At 72.3% G+C, this 18,176-nt stretch carries 20 protein-coding genes and 1 tRNA gene; 13 read left to right on the forward strand and 8 right to left on the reverse strand.

Annotation, left to right across the window (positions count from 1 at the left end; genetic code table 11):
- The 9 genes from IFT51_RS05605 to IFT51_RS05645 all read left to right on the forward strand — a co-directional run bounded on the left by IFT51_RS05605 (position 1) and on the right by IFT51_RS05645 (position 5,952).
- Entirely contained in the window at positions 1-1,269 is a 1,269-nt protein-coding gene (locus IFT51_RS05605; protein ID WP_192060024.1) for a glutamate-5-semialdehyde dehydrogenase, read from the forward strand.
- 35 nt (positions 1,270-1,304) lie between these two features.
- Positions 1,305-1,523 carry a hypothetical protein gene (locus IFT51_RS05610; RefSeq protein WP_192060026.1) on the forward strand — a complete coding sequence of 73 codons (219 nt, stop codon included), beginning with the start codon at positions 1,305-1,307 and terminating at the stop codon, positions 1,521-1,523.
- Positions 1,524-1,561: 38 nt separating this feature from the next.
- Positions 1,562-2,212: a nicotinate-nucleotide adenylyltransferase gene (nadD, locus tag IFT51_RS05615; protein ID WP_192060204.1), complete on the forward strand. Its 651-nt coding sequence runs from the start codon at positions 1,562-1,564 to the stop codon at positions 2,210-2,212.
- On the forward strand, positions 2,209-3,468 hold the full coding sequence (locus IFT51_RS05620) for a hypothetical protein (protein ID WP_192060028.1): 1,260 nt from the start codon (positions 2,209-2,211) through the stop codon (positions 3,466-3,468). Before nadD ends, IFT51_RS05620 begins: the two co-directional genes overlap by 4 nt.
- A gap of 39 nt (positions 3,469-3,507) precedes the next feature.
- Complete coding sequence (rsfS, locus tag IFT51_RS05625) at positions 3,508-3,888, forward strand: ribosome silencing factor (RefSeq protein WP_192060030.1); 381 nt, start codon at positions 3,508-3,510, stop codon at positions 3,886-3,888.
- Positions 3,889-4,107: 219 nt separating this feature from the next.
- Positions 4,108-4,183 (forward strand) — tRNA-Ala (locus IFT51_RS05630).
- Positions 4,184-4,328: 145 nt separating this feature from the next.
- Complete coding sequence (locus IFT51_RS15060) at positions 4,329-5,105, forward strand: general stress protein (RefSeq protein ID WP_244636932.1); 777 nt, start codon at positions 4,329-4,331, stop codon at positions 5,103-5,105.
- A gap of 104 nt (positions 5,106-5,209) precedes the next feature.
- Positions 5,210-5,470, forward strand: coding sequence for a hypothetical protein (locus IFT51_RS05640; protein ID WP_192060033.1), 261 nt, complete (start codon positions 5,210-5,212; stop codon positions 5,468-5,470).
- Entirely contained in the window at positions 5,467-5,952 is a 486-nt protein-coding gene (locus tag IFT51_RS05645; protein ID WP_371740702.1) for a MarR family winged helix-turn-helix transcriptional regulator, read from the forward strand. The genes IFT51_RS05640 and IFT51_RS05645 overlap by 4 nt, the downstream gene beginning before the upstream one ends.
- 58 nt (positions 5,953-6,010) lie before the next feature.
- On the opposite strand, the gene IFT51_RS05650 is transcribed toward IFT51_RS05645, so the two are convergent.
- Positions 6,011-6,322, reverse strand: coding sequence for a hypothetical protein (locus IFT51_RS05650; protein ID WP_192060035.1), 312 nt, complete (start codon positions 6,320-6,322; stop codon positions 6,011-6,013).
- Positions 6,323-6,500: 178 nt separating this feature from the next.
- Between IFT51_RS05650 and IFT51_RS05655 the strand changes: the two genes are divergently transcribed.
- On the forward strand, positions 6,501-7,970 hold the full coding sequence (locus IFT51_RS05655) for a fibronectin type III domain-containing protein (protein ID WP_192060037.1): 1,470 nt from the start codon (positions 6,501-6,503) through the stop codon (positions 7,968-7,970).
- Positions 7,971-7,988: 18 nt separating this feature from the next.
- Here the strand turns inward: IFT51_RS05655 and IFT51_RS05660 are convergent, their stop codons facing one another.
- Positions 7,989-8,723: a FadR/GntR family transcriptional regulator gene (locus IFT51_RS05660; protein WP_192060039.1), complete on the reverse strand. Its 735-nt coding sequence runs from the start codon at positions 8,721-8,723 to the stop codon at positions 7,989-7,991.
- A 294-nt stretch (positions 8,724-9,017) separates the two neighbouring features.
- On the opposite strand from IFT51_RS05660, the gene IFT51_RS05665 reads away from it, so the two are divergent.
- Positions 9,018-9,569, forward strand: coding sequence for a gluconokinase (locus IFT51_RS05665; protein WP_192060041.1), 552 nt, complete (start codon positions 9,018-9,020; stop codon positions 9,567-9,569).
- Between the two features lie 67 nt (positions 9,570-9,636).
- Here the strand turns inward: IFT51_RS05665 and IFT51_RS05670 are convergent, their stop codons facing one another.
- Both IFT51_RS05670 and IFT51_RS05675 read right to left on the reverse strand, forming a co-directional pair.
- A complete protein-coding gene (locus IFT51_RS05670) occupies positions 9,637-10,110 on the reverse strand; it encodes a 2'-5' RNA ligase family protein (RefSeq protein WP_192060043.1) in 474 nt (157 codons plus the stop codon).
- Between the two features lie 63 nt (positions 10,111-10,173).
- A complete protein-coding gene (locus IFT51_RS05675) occupies positions 10,174-10,689 on the reverse strand; it encodes a DUF4188 domain-containing protein (RefSeq protein WP_192060045.1) in 516 nt (171 codons plus the stop codon).
- 71 nt (positions 10,690-10,760) lie between these two features.
- Between IFT51_RS05675 and IFT51_RS05680 the strand changes: the two genes are divergently transcribed.
- A complete protein-coding gene (locus IFT51_RS05680; protein WP_371740703.1) occupies positions 10,761-11,369 on the forward strand; it encodes a MerR family transcriptional regulator in 609 nt (202 codons plus the stop codon).
- A gap of 53 nt (positions 11,370-11,422) precedes the next feature.
- Here IFT51_RS05680 and IFT51_RS05685 read toward each other — a convergent pair whose 3' ends face one another.
- The 3 genes from IFT51_RS05685 to IFT51_RS05695 all read right to left on the reverse strand — a co-directional run bounded on the left by IFT51_RS05685 (position 11,423) and on the right by IFT51_RS05695 (position 16,777).
- Positions 11,423-12,850, reverse strand: a complete 1,428-nt coding sequence (locus IFT51_RS05685; protein WP_192060049.1) for an MFS transporter — start codon at positions 12,848-12,850, stop codon at positions 11,423-11,425.
- Positions 12,851-13,024: 174 nt separating this feature from the next.
- Positions 13,025-15,706, reverse strand: coding sequence for an ATP-dependent DNA ligase (locus tag IFT51_RS05690; protein ID WP_192060051.1), 2,682 nt, complete (start codon positions 15,704-15,706; stop codon positions 13,025-13,027).
- 183 nt (positions 15,707-15,889) lie between these two features.
- The gene (locus tag IFT51_RS05695) at positions 15,890-16,777 is read right to left on the reverse strand and encodes an SDR family oxidoreductase (RefSeq protein ID WP_192060053.1); all 888 of its coding nucleotides are present in this window, start codon (positions 16,775-16,777) and stop codon (positions 15,890-15,892) included.
- Between the two features lie 92 nt (positions 16,778-16,869).
- Between IFT51_RS05695 and IFT51_RS05700 the strand changes: the two genes are divergently transcribed.
- Positions 16,870-17,880 carry a Ku protein gene (locus IFT51_RS05700; protein WP_192060055.1) on the forward strand — a complete coding sequence of 337 codons (1,011 nt, stop codon included), beginning with the start codon at positions 16,870-16,872 and terminating at the stop codon, positions 17,878-17,880.
- A 9-nt stretch (positions 17,881-17,889) separates the two neighbouring features.
- Here the strand turns inward: IFT51_RS05700 and IFT51_RS05705 are convergent, their stop codons facing one another.
- A complete protein-coding gene (locus IFT51_RS05705) occupies positions 17,890-18,168 on the reverse strand; it encodes a Rho termination factor N-terminal domain-containing protein (RefSeq protein WP_192060057.1) in 279 nt (92 codons plus the stop codon).
- Positions 18,169-18,176 lie beyond the last annotated feature (8 nt).

The raw sequence follows: 18,176 nt of genomic DNA on the forward strand, positions 1-18,176 counted from the left end.
ATGTCGCCCTCCGAAGTCGTCGCCCCCGCGTTCGTCGACAAGCTGACCGCGGCCCGGTCCGCGTCCGGCGTGCTGGCCACGGCGACGGCCGACGCGAAGAACGCGGCCCTCCGGGCCATCGCCCGTGCACTCGTGACCGCCGAGCCTCGCATCGTCGCCGCGAACGCCCTCGACCTCGAGGCGGCCGCCGAGGCCGGTCTGTCGGAGTCGCTGCGTGATCGTCTCCGCCTCGACGGCGACCGGCTGGCGGCACTCGCCGCGGCCACCGAGCTCGTCGCGACCCTCGTCGACCCGATCGGCGAGACCGTGCGCGGGCGCGTGCTGCCGAACGGCCTCCGCCTCGATCAGGTCCGCGTCCCGTTCGGGGTCGTCGGCGCCATCTACGAGGCCCGGCCGAACGTCACCGTCGACATCGCCGCCCTCGCGCTGAAGAGCGGCAACGCGGCGGTCCTCCGGGGCGGCAGTGCGGCGCTGCACACGAACGCGGCCCTCGTCGAGATCGTGCAGGAGGCGCTGGTCGGGTCGGGACTCCCCGCCGACTCGGTCGTCACCGTCGACGAGTTCGGACGCGACGGCGCCGGCTGGCTGATGACGGCGCGCGGCCTGGTCGACGTGCTCGTCCCGCGGGGGAGCGCGCAGCTGATCAGCACGGTGGTCGAACGCTCGACGGTGCCCGTCATCGAGACCGGGGCCGGTGTGGTGCACGTGTTCCTCGACGAGACGGCCGACGCCGCCATGAGCATCGACATCGTGCTCGACGCCAAGACGAGCCGGCCGAGCGTCTGCAACGCCCTCGAGACCCTGCTCGTGCACGAGTCCGCCGCCGAACGGCTGCTGCCGTCGATCGTCGCCGCCCTGCACGAGGCCGGCGTCACCGTGCACGGCGACGAGCGGACCCAGGGGCTCGTCGCGGGCGTCGTGCCCGCGACGGACGACGACTGGGCGGCCGAGTACATGAGCCTCGACCTCGCCGTCGCCGTCGTCGCGGACCTCGACGCGGCCATGGCGCACATCGACCGCTGGTCGACGCGTCACACCGAGAGCATCGTCACCAACGACCACGCCAACGCCGAGAGGTTCCTGGCCGAGGTCGACAGCGCGGTGGTGATGGTCAACGCCTCGACGCGGTTCACCGACGGCGGCGAGTTCGGCTTCGGCGCCGAGGTGGGCATCTCGACCCAGAAGCTGCACGCCCGAGGGCCGATGGGACTCGGCGAGCTGACGAGCACCAAATGGATCGTGCGCGGCAGCGGCCAGGTGCGCGGCTAGACTGTCCCGGATCGTCCTCTCGAAACGGAGTACCCATGCTCGACGTCACACTGCTCGCCGCGGCCCACGAAGAACTCGCGCCCCTGCTGGCGCCCCCGGTCGTGATCTCGCTGGTGTTCGGCGTCTTCTTCCTGTTCCTCGGCTACGTCGTGTGGAGCTACCGCGACGTCGCGAACCGAAGCCCCCGCAAGGCGAAGACGCAGGAGCACAAGGCCGGGCCCATCGACGAATACGGCCACCCCGAATCGCACTGACGCGAGAGACGGACACCATGGTCGCGGCGGACAGCCCGATGTCGTCGTCGGGCGCGACGTCGACCGGTGACGAGTCGTCGGGCGGAGGCGCGGCCGAGTCGGTCCGTCGACCCCGCGTCGGCATCATGGGCGGCACGTTCGACCCCATCCACCACGGCCACCTCGTCGCCGCCAGCGAGGTGGCGTCGTCGTTCGACCTCGACGAGGTGCTGTTCGTCCCCACGGGTCAGCCCTACATGAAGACGGGTGTCACCGACGGCGAGCACCGGTACCTCATGACGGTGATCGCGACCGCGTCGAACCCGATGTTCACCGTCAGCCGGCTCGACATCGACCGGCACGGGCCCACTTACACGATCGACACCCTGCGCGATGTCCGGGCCCAGCGACCCGACGCGCAGCTCTTCTTCATCACAGGCGCCGACGCCGTGGCGCAGATCCTCGACTGGAAGGACGTCCAGGAGCTCTGGGACCTCGCGCACTTCGTCGCGGTCTCCCGGCCGGGTCACGACCTCACCGTTTCCGGATTGCCCGAGAGCGACGTAAGCTTGCTCGAAGTCCCCGCGCTGGCCATCTCGTCGACCGACTGCCGCGCTCGGGTCGCCCGAGACTCCCCGGTCTGGTACCTGGTCCCCGACGGGGTCGTCCAGTACATCTCCAAGCACCACCTGTATCGGAGCGTTGCATGAGTTCGTCCGACGGCCAGCCGCCTCTCACCCGACGGCAGGTTCGAGACCTCGAGCGTGCGCGCGAGGCGGGCCAGGCGATCACCGGCGCCGTCCCCGTCGGCGCCCCGTCGTCGTCTCAGACCGCCGCTCCGGCGTCGATGCCGACGCCCGCCTCGGCTCCCGAGCCCTCGTCGGCTCCGAGTCCGGCGGCGCCCGCATCGGCTCCTGAGCCCGCATCGGCTCCTGAGCCCGCGTCGGCTCCCAGCCCGGCCAGCCCGGACTCGGCTCCCGAGCCCGCAGTCGCGCCGGCGTCGGCCCCCGACCCCGTGTCGTCAGCCGACCAGGCACCGGCCTCCGTCCCGGCCCCCGGCTCCGTCTCGTCGCCCGAGCGTGGACTCACACGCCGCGAGCTGCGGGCGCTCCGCGAGTCGCAGTCGGGCCGGCCCGCCGAGCCCGTGCCGCTCCAGGCTCCCGGGCCCGAGCCGCGCCGACCCCTCTCCGAGGCGCTCAGCACCGTCGACGAGTTCATCGCGCCGGGTGGCGCATCGGGTGTCGGTGGCGACCACGACTCCTCCGTCGCCGACTCGTCCCCGCTCCCCACGCCCGCCGGTCAGAACCCGTCGGGGCCCGTCGACGGGGCGACCGACGGCGATGCCGACGACTCGACCCGCGCCTCCTCGGGGCAGACCCCCGCGCTGCGGCCCGCGTCGTTCGAACGCCGCGACGACTCCGCGCCGGCGGCTCCCGCCGCTGTGCGCCCGATCGTCCCGACCGTCCCCGCGTCGGCGCCCGAGTCGAACGGCCTCGTGCCGCCCGTCGGCCACTGGACGAGTCAGAGCGCGGCGCCCGACGACGAGACGGCTCCCGGTCGCGCGCTCGGCACGCACACCGGGCAGACGAACGCGCTGATCCTCACCGATCAGCAGATCGCCGACGTCACCGGGGCGCTCAACGCGACCGGCGAGATCATCATCACCGGGTCGATCGACCTGCCGCGGAGCCTCGGCGCGACGGGGTCGCAGGCCCGTGTCGACAACGCCGACATCGACCGCCTCCTCGAGCAGGGCGACGCCGAGAACGCCGAGACCGACGCCGTGCCCGTGCGGGCCAGTCGGGCCATCAGCACCCACACCTCGACCCGGGCCGTCGTGCTCGCGGCGTCGCAGCCGAAGTCGAGTCGACTGCCGTTGTTCCTCGGCATCGGCGGGGGCATCATCGGAGCAGGTATCATCGGTGTGGTCGTCGCGGGTTTCGCGACGGGCATCCTGGGTCAGTGACCCTCGTCATCCTCCGCACCACCGACACGTAAGGCATCCGTGACAGCCACTCCTCGCGCCATCGAGCTCCTGCAGATCGCGGCCCGCGCCGCCGACGACAAGCAGGCCGACGACCTCGTCGCGCTCGACGTCTCCGAGCCGCTGCCTCTGACCGACATCTTCCTGCTGGCCTCCGGTCGAAGCGAGCGCAACGTCGTCGCGATCGCCGGCGAGATCGAAGACAAGATGCTCGAGGCCGGCGTCAAGACGCTCCGTCGCGAGGGTCGCGCCGAGGGCCGGTGGATCCTCCTCGACTTCGGCGACATCGTCGCGCACGTGTTCCACGACGAAGACCGTCAGTACTACTCGCTCGAGCGTCTGTGGAGCGACTGCCCCACGATCCCGATCGAGTTGCCCGAGCCCGCTCAGAACGAGGCGTGACGCGCCCCGTCCCGTCGAACACCGAGAGGTGAACGAGACACCGCATCGCGGCGTGTCGTTCACCTCTCGCATGTCGCGGGCCGGATCCGCGACGGGCGGAGCAGGCCGAGGAGGCGCCGGGCGGTGGTCAAAGTGGGCCGTGTTCAGCACCGCTCGATTTCTGTAGTAGGGTTGACGAGTTGCTTCGCAAGGGGCACGACAAGCAAGACAACTGAACATGGGTCTGTGGCGCAGCTGGTAGCGCACCTGCATGGCATGCAGGGGGTCAGGGGTTCGAGTCCCCTCAGATCCACCAACACCGAAAGGCATCCGCTCAGCGGGTGCCTTTCGTTGTTTCACCACGGCGTCACCATTGCGCAGCCGGCATCGCCCCCGATCTCTTTCTGGGAGCGCTCTGCATATCCGCTCCACGCCTCCGGGCGCGACGGTAGAACTGATGCATGAGCAACGACCAGCCCGGCACCGGCAGCACACCCGAACCGAACGCGACCCCCGCCTCCCACGAGCCGGACCCCCAGGCGCGACCCGAGGTGACCGCGCCCGCCCCCGACACTCGTCCGCGTCCGGCCTACGGTGAGTACGCGCCGACGCCCGCGGCCGGTTCCGAGCCGCAGCCCGGGCGGACTCCGGCGACGCCGCAGCCCGGTCAGGCCCAGGTGCCCGGTTCATCCGCCCCCGCCGGCCCTGCCGTCCCTCCCGTCGCCGGGCGTCCGACGACCACCGAGGGCACGCCCGGTCCGCGCGGCACCGGGGCGTTCGCCGGCGCCGGTCACCCGCAGACGCTCGCGACGTTCACCCGCTACGAAGACGCGCAGTCCGCGGTCGACCTGCTCTCGGATCAGGGGTTCCCGGTCGAGAGCGTCTCCATCGTGGGTCACGACATCCGCACCGTCGAGAACGTCTCCGGTCGTCTCACCAAGGGAGGGGCCGCTGCACGCGGCGCCGGGGGAGGTGCCTGGTTCGGGCTCTTCCTCGGTCTCCTCTTCGGTCTCTTCGCCACGAACGTCGCCTTCATCGGCATCCTGCTGATCGCCGTGGGCGGCGGCGCCCTCTGGGGTGCCCTCTGGGGCTTCGTCGGGCATGCCGCCCTGCGGGGACGTCGCGACTTCGCGTCGACCAAGACCATGGAGGCCGGCAGCTACGAGGTGCTCGTGCGCGGCGAGCTCGCGACGCAGGCGCACCAGCTGCTGTCTCAAGGTCGGGGCATGACGCCGTAGTCCGACCCAGCGGCACCACAGGGCGGCCCGTCGCATCCGTGCGGCGGGCCGCTCGTGCGTCAGGACATCGCTTGGTGTGCGAATCATTGGTACACTAACTGATCGTGAGCCCGAGACGAGATGACCGCGAACCCCGCAGCTACGAGCACGGCAGCCGCTTCGGCGACCTGATCGAGGGGCTCAACCGGCGTCTGCGTCCGTACATCGGCGGGGCGCAGCTCGGGCTCAAGAACGAGGCGCCCCTCGTGCCGCCCGTCCACGGGGGAGCCTGCCCGCTCTGCGGCCACCCGATGGACGAGCACGTCGTCGACCGCTCCGGTGTGCGGACGATGCTGCACTGCCCGGCACCGCAGGCCGAGCGGTGACCACGCCCATCGCTCAGGCGGTGCCGACCGGCCCGCCCGCGGCCGATCGTCCGCAGGTCGACCCGCTCGCCCTCGAGAGTCAGATCTGCTTCGCGCTCTCCGTCGCGTCCCGCAGCGTCGTCGCCGCCTACCGCCCGGTGCTCGAGCCGCTCGGGCTGACGCACCCCCAGTACCTCGTGATGCTCGCCCTCTGGCAGGGCCCCGCGCTCGCCCTCAAAGACCTGGCGACGGCGCTGCGTCTCGACCCCGGCACGCTCTCGCCGCTGGTCAAGCGGCTCGAGGCGCAGGGGCTCGTGACGAGGAGGCGCGGGTCGACGGACGAGCGCACGCTCGCCATCGCACTCACCCCCGCCGGTGCCGTCCTCCGGGCCGAGGCCGAGTCGATCCCGGCGCGGATGATGGAGCGCCTCGGGGTCGAGCGCGACGAGCTGGTGGTGCTGCACCGGACCATGTCGAAGCTGATCGCCGCGGCGGAGGGCTGACCCGCGCCTCCTCGGCGGGTGCTCTGTCGGTGCCTCCGGGGATGTCTCGGCGACGGGCTCAGCGGAGGGGCAGCGGTGCGTGCGCGTCGCGGGACCAGCTGACGGCGAGCGAGTCGTCGAGCGTGCGGATGGCGAGCTCGGAGCGGAGGGAGTCCTCGAAGTGACGCGCCGATCGCTCGTCGGCCACGACGACGTCGAGCCGCAGCGAGCCGACCTCGTCGGTCACGAGCACGGGGCCGTCGGAGAAGCGCACGAGGTACTGGTGCGCGGCGATCGGGAGGCTCTCGTAGTGGCTGCGGAGGCTGCGCTCGAGCAGGCGCACGGAGTCGCTGCCGGTGGTCGGCGTCACACGGGCGCTCATCGCGATCATGCGGGCATGCTGCCCTGCCGAGGCGTCCACGGGGTGAACGGGACGTGTCGGGCCGGCCGAGAGTCATCCGCGGGTGGGCGGGAGTCACCCGGTCCCCTTCTTGGGGGACCGGCTCCGCGGGCGATATCGTCGCCTCTGGCGGAACCCGAACCCGCCACCCGTCAGGAGAACACCCCCCATGAACCGACTCACCGGCATCGTCGCCGTGGCAGCGATCCTGTCTCTGGGGGTGGCGGCCCCGGCCGTCGCAGCCCCCTCGGGCACGAACAGCACCAGCAGCACGAGCAGCACCAGCAGTGCGAAGGGTTCGACCGGCCCGAAGACCGCGACCGGCCCGAAGGGCGCGACCGGCCCGAAGACCGCGACCGGCCCGAAGAAGAAGGCCGTCGTCAGGGCCCCCTCCGCCCCGCGGTCGGTCACGGCCACCGCAGTCGGGGCGACCTCCGTGGACATCGGCTGGAAGGCCCCGGCGTCGACCGGCTCGCCGGCCCTCGCGGGCTACTCGGTCACCCTCGTCTCGGTCGGCGGGCATGCCGTCGGGCGGACGATCCGGGTCGGCCCGACGGTGCGGACCGCTCGCATCACCGGGCTGACCCCCGGCAGTCGCGCGCGTCTCGAGGTCAGGGCGCGGAACGCGTCGGTCTCGAGCGTCGCCGCCGCGGTGTCGTTCACGCCCGCGACCGCGCCCGTCACCCCCGTGGACGAGGGGACCGCCGTCTTCGCCGTGACGAACGGACGCATCGTTGTGTTCCCGGCCGTCGACTCGGCGCCCCTCGACGTCGCTGCGGCGCCGGCCGCACCCGGCGGCTACGACGTGGCCGCGAACGGCGACGTCACGGTGCTCGACTCGACGGCCGGCACTCTCGTCCGGTACCCCGCCACCCAGGCGGCCCCGGTCACCCTGGCCACCGGGCTGGCGGGCGCCGACGAGCTGCATGTGTCGCCGAAGGGCGTCGCGTACCTGCTCACCGCCTCGGGCTCGCTCGTCGAGTTCGGCGTCGACGGCACCCGCCGCACGGTCGCCGCGTCGTTCCCCTCGGCGCCCCTGCAGCTGACGGTGCGGGCGAACGGCGACGTCGTCGTGCTGTACACCAGCGTGCTGCGCACCTACCCGGCCGGCGGCGGCGCCCCGGTTGAGAGCGCCTTCTCGCAGGGCACCACCCGTCTCGCCGACCTCGTCGCCGGCGCCGGTCGCACGAACTACTTCGAGGCCAACAGCGGCGGCGCCGTGGGTCTCCAGTTCTGGTCGACGGACGACGGCTCCGGCACCTCGGGCGGCAGCCCCTCGCTCACCGACCGCACCATCTACGCCGCGGGCGGCTACGGTCTGAACGGTTCGTTCTACTCGCTGCAGGCGACGACGTTCTGCCTGCCGCAGGGCGCGAACCGTCCGCCGTGCACGGCCGACCTCGCCACGAAGGACGTCGCCGTCACCTCGCCGAGCGGCGTCCGCACGGTGGTGCCCGCCACCGGTCTCGCCCTGCAGAGCCAGACGCGACCCGGCAGCATCGCGGCCGACGCCGACGGGGTCCTCTTCGTCGGGCTCGCCAGCGGTGCCACCCCCGGGCTCTGGAGCATCGCCCCCGCAGGAGGCGCGGCGCAGCTGGTCGAGGAGGGCGCCTTCACCGACGTGCAGGTGATCGACTGACCCCTCCGGCGCGTCGTCTCAGAGGCCAGGGGCCGCTTCGCGCTCGTCGTCGAACTCGGCCACGGTGGCCGTGATCAGCGCCTGCGCGGCGGCGAAGGCCCCGTCGGCGTCGCCGTCGGCGAGGGCGTCCGCCAGGGCGTGGTGCCGGGCGGCGCTGGCGGGGGTGTACTCGGTGATGGTGAAGCGTCGCTCCTCGGTGCGGGTACGCAGCAGCGCTTCGACCGTCGTGGCGAAGTGGCCGATGACGGCGTTGCCCGAGCCGTGCAGGATCGCCGAATGGAACGCGATGTCGGCCTCGAGGTACTTCCGCCCGTCGCCCTCGACGCCGGCTTCGACCATCGCGCTGGCCGCCTGGCGGACGAGCGCCGCCTGCAGGGGGTCGAGCCGCCCCGCGCTGAGGCGGGCGGCCACCGGTTCGAGGCCGAGTCGCAGCTCGAGCAGCTCGCGCATCTGCGTGTGGTACTCGGGCCCGCGGCCGCGCCACACGATGATCTGCGGGCTCATCAGATCCCACGAGGCGCGGGGGAGCACCTGGGTGCCGACCCGCTGGCGCGGCTCGACCATGCCGAGCGACTGCAGCACCCGGAGCGACTCGCGGAGCACCGAGCGGGAGACCGAGAATCGGACGGCGAGCTCGTCGAGGTTCACGATGGACCCCGGGCCGAGTCGACCGTCGACGATCTCCTGACCGAGGACGTCGACCACCTGAGCGTGCAGACCGCGCTCACGGGATGACTGGAGTCCGGGCGTCATCGTCAGCTCCTGGGATCGGGGCGAGGGCGCCTTGCCGGGTGGGTCGCCCTGTGGCAGACTCCATAAATCTGATTTATCAGCATCGATCAGATCGACTCGCGCCTCAAGACTGCCAGATCGACGGGTGGCCGGCGCGAGGCCCCGCCCGTTCGAACCCGCACCATCCCCCTGACGACGAGGTCGCGACGACGCGTCCTCGAAAGGACGCGACAGCATGACCCCCAGCGCTGCGGCACCCGCCGCCCCCACCACTCCGAGCAGCGAGACGCCCGTGTCGGCAGGCGGGGTCGTCTGATGGCCGTCGTCGAGAACGCGGGTCGCGCCTCCTCGGGGCCGTACGCCACCGATCCCGTGCTGGTCGTGATGGGCGTCTCCGGCTCGGGCAAGTCGACGCTCGCCGCGATGCTCGCCGAGCAGCTCGGCTGGGACTTCTACGAGGGCGACGACCTGCACCCCGACGAGAACGTCGCCAAGATGGCCGCGGGCACGCCCCTCGACGACGACGACCGGGCCCCCTGGCTCGACACGGTGTCGTCGTGGATCATCGAGCACGCCATGGCGGGCGTGCCGGGCGTCATCACCTGCTCGGCGCTGAAGCGCAAGTACCGCGACGTGCTGCGCGAGCACAACGTCGTCTTCGTCTACCTCCGGGGCACCCGCGAGATGCTCGGCGACCGCATGGCGTCGCGCGAGGGGCACTTCATGCCGAGCGCTCTGCTCGACTCCCAGGTCGCCACGCTCGAGCCGCCGCAGGCCGACGAGCGGCACGTGGTCGTCGACGCGGGGCGCGCACCCGCCGAAGAGGTCGACGACGTCATCCGGCTGCTGGGTCTGACGCGCGCCTGAGCGGGGCCGAGCGGGGCCGAGGCGTCCGCCCGCGCGGGGGACCGGCTGGTCGTCGGCCCCCTCGGGGTCAGGCGGGTGCGCCGGCCAGCGCCGCCACCGAGACGACCGTGGCCTGGTCGCGGTCGAGGTCGATGACCGCGAGGTGATCGAGGATGAGCACGGCGCCGACCGACAACGCCGCCTGCCGGGTCGCCGTGACGTGCGGTCGATACCCCGCGCCGTTCCGATCGGGGTCGTCCGCGGCCCAGCCGATCGACTCGAGCGCGGCGAGCAGGCTGGTGTGCAGCGCGGTCAGCAGCTCGGGCTCGACCAGGGCGACCGGCGTGTCGCTGTCGCGCCCGAACCGGGCCGTGGCGCCGATCGCCGTGGGGATGGGCTGGGTGCCCGCGGCGACGCCCGCGACGGCCTCCTCGACCGCGTGGCGCCCCGACAGGGCGGTGAACGGCGGCACGACGGTGGCGTGCAGCGGCAGGCGCCCGACGGTGTGGCGGTCTCCGACGACGAGGGCGTCGATCGGGGCGATGATGGCGTAGTGCGGCACGTCCGTCACGCTACGCGCGGGCCCCTGCGCGGATCGCCGACGGCGGCCCCGTCGGGGGACACATCAGGAGGCGCGGGTCGGGCCCGTCGACCCCGGCGTGCGACCGCTCGCCGCGCGGGCCCGTGCCGTGTCGCTGCGCGGACCGACCGGGACCGAACGCGTCGCCTGCGCGAGTCCCGACACGGCGCTGTCGACGTACATGCTCTCGGCGCGGTCGACCACGAACGTCTCGTGCCAGATGCCGACGGCGCCCGGGGCCGAGCGGGCGCGACGGTTGAAGGCCGTCCAGGCCGGGCGGTGCGCCTGATCGGGCGAGCTCGCGTAGGCGTAGAGCTTCTCGAGCGACGTCCAGTACTGGACGAGCACCGGCCCGCCGCGGCCGATCGTGACGCGGAAGCCGGCGAGACCGCTGTCGGGGTCGCGCATGAGCTCCGTGAGCATCGGCGTCATGGCGCCGAAGACGGGCAGCCAGCGGTCGGGTCGCCACCAGCGATTGACGGTCATGCCGATCAGGAACACCACGAGCTCGCCGTCGTGCTCGTGCGTCGTGCGGCTCGGCTTCGGCTTGACTCTCGTCATGGTCTCTCCTTAGATGGATAGTGCGGCTCTCCAATAATGGAGAGTCCCGCTATCCAATGTCAAGGGGAACCGTGCGCATCTCCCAGCTGGCCGACACGACCGGGGTGCCCGTCGCCACGATCAAGTACTACCTGCGCGAGGGTCTGCTGCCCGAGGGCGAGCGCACGAGCGCCACCCAGGCGCAGTACGGCGACGACCACGTGCGCCGCATCCGGCTCGTCCGGGCCCTCGTGGGCGTCGGCGGCCTCAGCGTCGCGACGGCGCGCAGCGTGCTCGAGCAGCTCGACGCCGAGCACGACTCGGTCGCCGAGATGCTCGGAGTCGCCCAGGGGGCGGTGACCCCGACCGCCGTCGACGGGCTCGACGTCGGTCGCGCCCGTGCCCTCGTCGACGGCTGGGGGTGGACGATCGACCCCGGCTCGCACGACGTCCTCGCGGCCCTCGAGGTCGCGATCTCCGGGCTGGAGGCGGCCGGCTTCGATCTGCCCGACGGCCGGCTGGACGGCTACGCCGAGGCCATGGCGACGGTCGCCGAGGCCGAGATCGCCGGCATCCCGGTCGACTCGGTCGACGCCGCCGTGCAGTACGTCGTGCTCGGCACGGTGCTCGTCGAGCCGCTGCTGCTCGCGCTCCGTCGCCTGGCCCAGCAGGACGCCTCCTGGCGCCGCTTCGGGGTCTGACACCGCGCCTCCTGCCGGGCGTGGGGCGGCTCGTCCGTCGACCGGGCGGGATGTCAGGAGGTGCGGGCCCCGCCCCGCAGACCGACGAACGAGACGACCGCGCTCGCCCCGAGCAGCAGGGCGACCACGACGACGACGCGATGGAACCCGTCGACCGTCAGCGCGCCTCCGGCGATGACGCCCAGGAACGCGACCGCGACCAGCCCGGAGACCCGTGAGATCGCGTTGTTCACGGCGGAGGCGATCCCCGACTGCGCGGCCGGGATCTGCGACAGCACCGTCGAGGTGAGCGGTGCGACCGTCACTGCCAGACCGAATCCGAACAGGACGACGCCCGGCACGATCTGCCACCAGACGTCGATCGGCTCGCGGACGAGCAGCATCCAGAGGAACCCCGCCGCCGTGATCAGGGGCCCGACGGTCATGAACGGGCGCGGGCCGTGCCGGGCGGCGAGGGTGCCGAACAGGGTCGAGAACAGCAGCGACACGATCGTGGTGGGCAGGGTCACCAGCCCGGCGAGCGTGGCCGAGAGCCCCGCGAGCTCCTGCACGACGAGCGGGATGGTCAGCGTGCCGAGGTTCAGGGCGGAGTAGACGCCGACGGTGGCCAGGTTGCCGACCGTGAAGGCGCGGGTGCGGAAGAGCGAGAGCGGCATCATCGGGGCGGGGGCGCGGCGCTCCCACCAGACGAAGGCGACCAGCGCGGCGAGGCCGACGGCCAGCGGCACGACGACGAACCAGGCGCCGAAGCCGACCCGCTGCCCCTCGATCAGCGCGAAGACCGGGCCGGCGAGACCGACCGCGGCGAGCACGGCGCCGATCGCGTCCACGCGCGGGGGAGCACCGACCGAGCCGCGGTGCGCATCGCCGGGGAGGCGCGTCATCAGCAGCAGGGTCAGCACGACGGGCACGACCACGACGGCGAACACCCAGCGCCAGCCGATCGTGTCGACGAGGGCCCCGCCGGTCAGCGGGCCGATCAGGAACGCGACGCCCGTCCAGGCCGTCCAGCTGCCGATGGCCCGGCCCTGCGCCGGGCCGCTGAACGTCGACGTGATCAGCGCGAGACTGCTCGGGACGAGCAGCGCCGCCGCCACGCCCTGCAGAGCGCGCGCGGCGATCAGCAGACCGGGGTCGGGCGCGAGGGCGGCGAGCACGCTCGTGACGGCGAACGCGATCAGACCGGCCCGCAGCACCCGCACGCGGCCGAAGGTGTCGCTGAGCGAGCCGGCCACGAGCATCAGCGAGCCGAGGGCCAGCAGATAGGCGTCGACCACCCACTGCTGCAGGGCGAGGTCGGCGCCGGCGGTGGCCCCGGTGCCCGAGCCCGCGAGCTCGCGCGCGATGACGGGCAGCGCCACCGTCACGATCGAGCCGTCGAGGAACGCCACGAACGACGCCAGCACCGCCACGACGAGGACGACGCGCCGGCCGCGCAGGGTGGCGGCGTCGTCGCTCGGGGCCGGGGGAGGTGTGCTCATGCTGCACTCAACACCCGGGAGATCCCGAGTGATACCCCGCCGTCACCGTACGCCGCCACGAACTCGACATGCCGCCACGCGATTCGGTGGCGGGATGTCGAGTTCGTGGCGGTGTGGCGGTGTGGCGGTGGCGGGAGGCGCGGGCCGGGTCGCGCAGACCGCACGCCGCGAAACTCACCCCTCGCGGACGACGTCCTCCGGCGACTTGTCCGGGCGCCAGCCGCGCCACGAGGGCTGACGCAGCCGCCCGGTCGAGGTCCACTCGGCGATCGACACCTCGCCGACCCGCGACGGCGTCACCCAGTGGGCGTCGCGCGCGTCGGCCGCCGGCACGCCGACCAGCGGGCTGGTCTTGCGCTCCGCCGCGCGCAACGACGGCAGCAGCTCGTCGAGCTCGCGGTCGGTGAAGCCGGTGCCGACGCGCCCGACGTACTTCAGCCCCTCGTCGCCGGGGACCCCCATCAGCAGCGAGCCGATCCCGTCGGCCCGACGCCCGGCACCGGGCCGCCACCCGGCGATCACGACCTCCTGCGTCTGGTGGTGCTTCATCTTGATCCAGGCCCGCGAGCGCCGCCCGACGCTGTACGCGGCGTCGCGGCGCTTGGCGACCACCCCCTCGAGCCGGAGCCGCTTCGACGTCGCGACCGCCGCCTCCTGATCGCCGTCGAACGCCGGGGGCACGTCGATCGCGCCGCCCGAGTCGACGATGCGCGTCAGCACCTCGCGCCGATCGTCGTACGGGTCTCGCACGAGCGACCGGCCCTCGGCCCGCATCACGTCGAAGAGCAGGTACCGGACGGGCGCGTCTGCGGCGACCCGGGCGATGTCGCGCGGGCGGCTCAGCCCCATGCGGCGCTGCAGCAGGCCGAAGTCGGGGCGACCCTTCTCGTCGACGGCCACGATCTCGCCGTCGAGGACCGCGCCTCCCTCGCTGTCGACCCGGTCGGCGAGCTCCTGCAGCTCGGGGTAGGCGGGGGTGAGGTCGTTGCCGTTTCGGCTGGTGAACGTGACGGCGCCGTCGTGCACGATCGCGACGGCGCGGATGCCGTCCCACTTCATCTCGAAGGCCCAGTCGCCGTCGGCCAGGTCGTGCGCGTCGCCCGTCGTCGCGAGCATCGGTGCGACCGGGTCGGGTGCGGTTGCGGTTGCGTGTTCGGGCGCAGGTAACTCCTGCTTCCCGTCGCGAGCCGAGGAGGCGCGGCCCGACTTCCCGGGGGAGTCGCCGCGCGAATGCGACACCCGTGAGGAGTTGCCGACGCGCGAGCCGCCGCCGCTGCTCTCGCCGCCGCCGCTTCTCTCGCCGCTGCCGCTGCGGCTGCCGCTCTTACCGTTGCCGCTGCCGCTGCCGCTGCCGCCGCCTCCGCCGCTTCTCTTGCCGCTGCCGCCGCCACCGCTCTTGCCGCCGCTCTTGCCGCTGCCGTCGGCGTCGTCCTTCATGCGGTGGATCAGCCAGTTCGACTCGGCCCGCCCGCCGCCGTGGCCCGTGTGGATCAGCGCGACGCGGCGGGTGCCGCGCTGCTCGCCGTGCAGCACGACGATGACCTCCTTGCCGTCGCGCCACTTCTCGAGGTCGTACTCGCCCGAGTCCCAGATCGTGACCTCGCCCGCGCCGTACTCGCCCTTCGCGATGGTGCCCTCAAAGGTGCCGTACTCGAGCGGGTGGTCCTCGGTCTGGACGGCGAGGTGGTTCGTGCCCGGGTCGTCGGGCTCGCCCTTCGGCAGGGCCCAGCTGACGAGGACGCCGTCGTGCTCGAGGCGGAAGTCCCAGTGCAGCGAGCTGGCGTGGTGCTCCTGGATGACGAAGCTCGTGCCGTCGGTCGAGGCAGGGGCCTCGGCGGGCACCGGCTCGGCGGTCTTGGACGCGTCGCGCTTCGAGCGGTAGACCTCGAGGCGGTCGCGCACCTTCTCGGACGGGTCGTGGTCGGGAGCCTCGGTGTTGCGGAAGTCCTCGCCCAGCTCGCCCGACGGCACCGGCACGTGCGCCGACACGTCGGCCAGGGGGTCGCCACGCCGCTTGAGCCGCGAGAGCACGTCGGTGTACTCGAGCTGCACCAGCGACTTCGAGGCGAGCTCGCGCCAGGTGCGCGGCATCGCGACGGTCGGCCGCGTCCGCCCACGGAGCGAGTACGGAGCGACCGTCGTCTTGTTGCCGTTGTTCTGCGACCAGTCGAGCAGCACCTTGCCCCGGCGGTCGGCCTTGCCCATCGTGCTCAGCACGAGGTCGGGGTGATCGGCCTCCATCGCGCGGGCCAGCTCGTGGGCCACCTCGCCGACCTGGGCGCTGGTCTGCTTCCCGTCGAGCCGGGCGTAGAGGTGCACGCCCTTGCTGCCGCTCGTCACGGGCATCAGCTCGAGTCCCATGCCCTCGACGATGGGCCGCAGCAGCTTCGCCACGGCGACGCACTCGGCGAGGCCGACGCCTTCGCCCGGGTCGAGGTCGAGCACCAGCCGGTCGGGGTTCCGCTGCGCCCCCTTCGGGCCGAACCGCCATTGCGGCACGTGCACCTCGAGCGCGGCGACCTGCGCCAGCCAGGTGAGCGTCGCGACGTCGTTCACCATCGGGTAGACGTTGGCGTGGTCCTTGTGCTCGATGGTGTGCCGAGCGACCCAGTCGGGCGCGGAGTCGGGCAGGTTCTTCTCGAAGAACACCTCGCCGTCGACGCCGTTCACCCAGCGCTTGCGGGTGGCCGGTCGACCCTCGACGTGAGGCAGCATCCACTCCGCGACGGCGGCGTAGTAGCCGAGCACGTCGGCCTTGGTCGTGCCGGCGTCGGGGTAGAGCACCTTGTCGAGGTTCGTCAGCTGCAACCGGTGCCCGCCGACCTCGACGGTCTCGCCGCGTCCCTTGCCCGCCATCGCGCGCCTCCTCGTGTCGTGTGGTTCTCGTTCTACCCGGCTGCGGCGGGTCCGTGTCGTCAGCGGCGGGTCGGCGCCGACCCGCCGCCGACCACGGGGACCCGCCCCATCGACCGCGGCCCGCCACCCCGCACGAGCGGAGGACGGGCCGTGGTGGAACGACGGAGCCGAGGAGGCGCGGTGTCAGACCGCCGGCATCGCTCCGGCGATCGTGATGGTCGCGCCCGAGGTGTAGCTCGACTCGGGGCTGACCAGGTGCACGTAGGCGGCGGCGAGCTCGGCCGGCTGGCCGGGGCGGCCGAACGGCGCCTGGCCGCCGAACTCCGACACCGTCTCGGCGTCGTCGGAGCCGGGCTGCAGGGGGGTCCAGACCGGGCCGGGGGAGACCTGGTTGACGCGGATGCCCTTGGGCGCGAGCTGCTGCGCGAGACCGGCAGTGAAGACGCCGATGGCGCCCTTCGTCAGCGCGTAGTCGATCTTGTCGGGGCTCGGCTGGGTGCCCTGCACCGAGCCGGTCGTCACGATCGACGAGCCGGGCTCGAGGTGGGGGATGGCCGCCTGGGTCAGCCAGAACAGCGAGTAGACGTTGGTCTTGATGGTCGAGTCGATGTCCTCGGTGGTGAGCGTGAGGATGTCGTCGTTGCTCTTCATCCGGCCGGCGACCATGACCAGGGTGTCGAGCCCACCGAGCTCGTCGACGGCGGTCTGCACGAGGTCGCGGCAGTACTGCTCGTCCGAGATGTCGCCGGGCACGAGCACGGCGCGGCGGCCCTCGCCCTCGAGCAGGTCGCGCACCTCCTCGGCGTCCTCCTGCTCGCTGGGCAGGTAGCTGAGCACGAGGTCGGCGCCCTCGCGGCTGAGCGCGATCGCGGCGGCGCGACCGATGCCCGAGTCGCCGCCGGTGACGATGCCGCGGAAGCCGGTGAGGCGCTCCTTGCCGACGTAGCTGGTCTCGCCGTGGTCGGGCTTCGGGTCCATCTTCCAGGCCTCGCCCGGCAGCGACTGCTCCTGCTTCGGGAACGGCGGGGCGGGGTACAGGTCGACCGGGTTCTTCTTGTCGTATTGGCTCATGCCGTCCACGGTGCTCGCACCGCGCCTCCCGCGCTCACGGGGTGTACCCCGCAGACGGGCATTCGGAGGCCATGCGGAGAAAGATGTCGGGCATGCGATCGATCTGGAAGGGCGCGATCACGTTCGGGCTCGTGAACGTGCCCGTCAAGCTGTACAGCGCCACGGAGGACCACGACGTCTCTCTGCACCAGGTGCACGACGCCGACGGTGGCCGCATCCGGTACCAGCGGAAGTGCGAGATCTGCGGCAAGGTCGTCGACTACGAGCACATCGACAAGGCGTACGACGACGGCGACCGCACCGTGGTGATCACGGGTGACGACCTGAAGTCGCTGCCGGAGGAGAAGTCGCGCGAGATCGACGTGCTCGAGTTCGTGCCCAGCGATCAGCTCGACCCGATCATGTTCGACCGCAGCTACTTCCTCGAACCGGACGGCACGTCACCGAAGGCCTACGTGCTGCTGCGCCGGACCCTCGAGGAGACCGACCGCACGGCCATCGTCCACTTCTCGCTGCGGCAGAAGACCCGGCTCGCGGCCCTGCGCGTCCGCGGCGACGTGCTGATGCTGCAGACGCTGCTCTGGGACGACGAGGTGCGGGAGGCGCGGTTCCCGGCGCTCGAGAAGCAGACCCGCATCAGCGACAAGGAGCTCGACATGTCGTCGTCGCTCGTCGACTCGCTCAGCGACGACTTCGAGCCGGCGGATTTCAGCGACGACTACCAGGAGGAGCTGCGCCAGCTGATCGACGCGAAGCTGGAGGAGGGCGAGTCGCTCGACACCGACGCCACCTTCGGCGAGAAGCCGGAGGACGACGACGAGGGCGGCGAGGTCATCGACCTGATGGAGGCGCTGCGCCAGTCGGTCGAGAAGAACCGGTCGGGCGGACATCGCAAGCCCGCGAAGAAGCCCGCCGCTGCCGAGAAGCCGGCCGCCTCGTCGTCGACATCGAAGCCCGCGGCGAAGAAGTCGCCTGCGAAGAAGCAGTCCGCGAAGAAGGCGACCTCGGGGTCGACATCCGGAGGGGCGGGTTCCGCGGCGAGGAAGAAGCCCGCCTCGTCCACCTCCGACAAGAAGGCGGCCCCGAAGAAGAAGGCCGGCTGACCGCGACGGTCAGTGTTCGCGGAGCGCCTCGATCAGGTCGGCCTTCTTCAGGTCGGAGTAGCCGGTCACGCCCAGTTCCTTCGCGCGTCCCCTGAGCTCCTCCACCGTCCAGTCGTCGTACGAACCGGACTTCCCGCCCCTGGCGGCCACCTTCTTCTCGCTGTCGCCCTTCTGGGCGGCGGCGTTCGAGATGCGCGCAGCCTTCTCCTTCGACGCCCCCTCGTCGCGGAGCGCCTCGTACATGTCGGGGTTCTTCAGCTGCGGGGGAGTCTCGTCCTTCGGCGTCATGCGCCCGA

Origin of the sequence: Frigoribacterium sp. CFBP 13712, from assembly GCF_014842255.1 — a bacterium.
GTDB lineage: Bacteria > Actinomycetota > Actinomycetes > Actinomycetales > Microbacteriaceae > Frigoribacterium.

What these genes read in the sequence shown, in the direction of transcription:
- IFT51_RS05675 (WP_192060045.1), bottom strand. Translation starts at nt 10,689, where the DNA reads ATGACGAGAGTCAAGCCGAAGCCGAGCCGCACGACGCACGAGCACGAC.
- nadD (WP_192060204.1), top strand. Translation starts at nt 1,562, where the DNA reads ATGTCGTCGTCGGGCGCGACGTCGACCGGTGACGAGTCGTCGGGCGGA.
- IFT51_RS05655 (WP_192060037.1), top strand. Translation starts at nt 6,501, where the DNA reads ATGAACCGACTCACCGGCATCGTCGCCGTGGCAGCGATCCTGTCTCTG.
- IFT51_RS05610 (WP_192060026.1), top strand. Translation starts at nt 1,305, where the DNA reads ATGCTCGACGTCACACTGCTCGCCGCGGCCCACGAAGAACTCGCGCCC.
- IFT51_RS05665 (WP_192060041.1), top strand. Translation starts at nt 9,018, where the DNA reads ATGGCCGTCGTCGAGAACGCGGGTCGCGCCTCCTCGGGGCCGTACGCC.
- IFT51_RS05660 (WP_192060039.1), bottom strand. Translation starts at nt 8,723, where the DNA reads ATGACGCCCGGACTCCAGTCATCCCGTGAGCGCGGTCTGCACGCTCAG.
- IFT51_RS05690 (WP_192060051.1), bottom strand. Translation starts at nt 15,706, where the DNA reads ATGGCGGGCAAGGGACGCGGCGAGACCGTCGAGGTCGGCGGGCACCGG.
- IFT51_RS05705 (WP_192060057.1), bottom strand. Translation starts at nt 18,168, where the DNA reads ATGACGCCGAAGGACGAGACTCCCCCGCAGCTGAAGAACCCCGACATG.
- IFT51_RS05685 (WP_192060049.1), bottom strand. Translation starts at nt 12,850, where the DNA reads ATGAGCACACCTCCCCCGGCCCCGAGCGACGACGCCGCCACCCTGCGC.
- IFT51_RS15060 (WP_244636932.1), top strand. Translation starts at nt 4,329, where the DNA reads ATGAGCAACGACCAGCCCGGCACCGGCAGCACACCCGAACCGAACGCG.
- IFT51_RS05620 (WP_192060028.1), top strand. Translation starts at nt 2,209, where the DNA reads ATGAGTTCGTCCGACGGCCAGCCGCCTCTCACCCGACGGCAGGTTCGA.
- IFT51_RS05650 (WP_192060035.1), bottom strand. Translation starts at nt 6,322, where the DNA reads ATGATCGCGATGAGCGCCCGTGTGACGCCGACCACCGGCAGCGACTCC.
- IFT51_RS05605 (WP_192060024.1), top strand. Translation starts at nt 1, where the DNA reads ATGTCGCCCTCCGAAGTCGTCGCCCCCGCGTTCGTCGACAAGCTGACC.
- IFT51_RS05695 (WP_192060053.1), bottom strand. Translation starts at nt 16,777, where the DNA reads ATGAGCCAATACGACAAGAAGAACCCGGTCGACCTGTACCCCGCCCCG.
- IFT51_RS05700 (WP_192060055.1), top strand. Translation starts at nt 16,870, where the DNA reads ATGCGATCGATCTGGAAGGGCGCGATCACGTTCGGGCTCGTGAACGTG.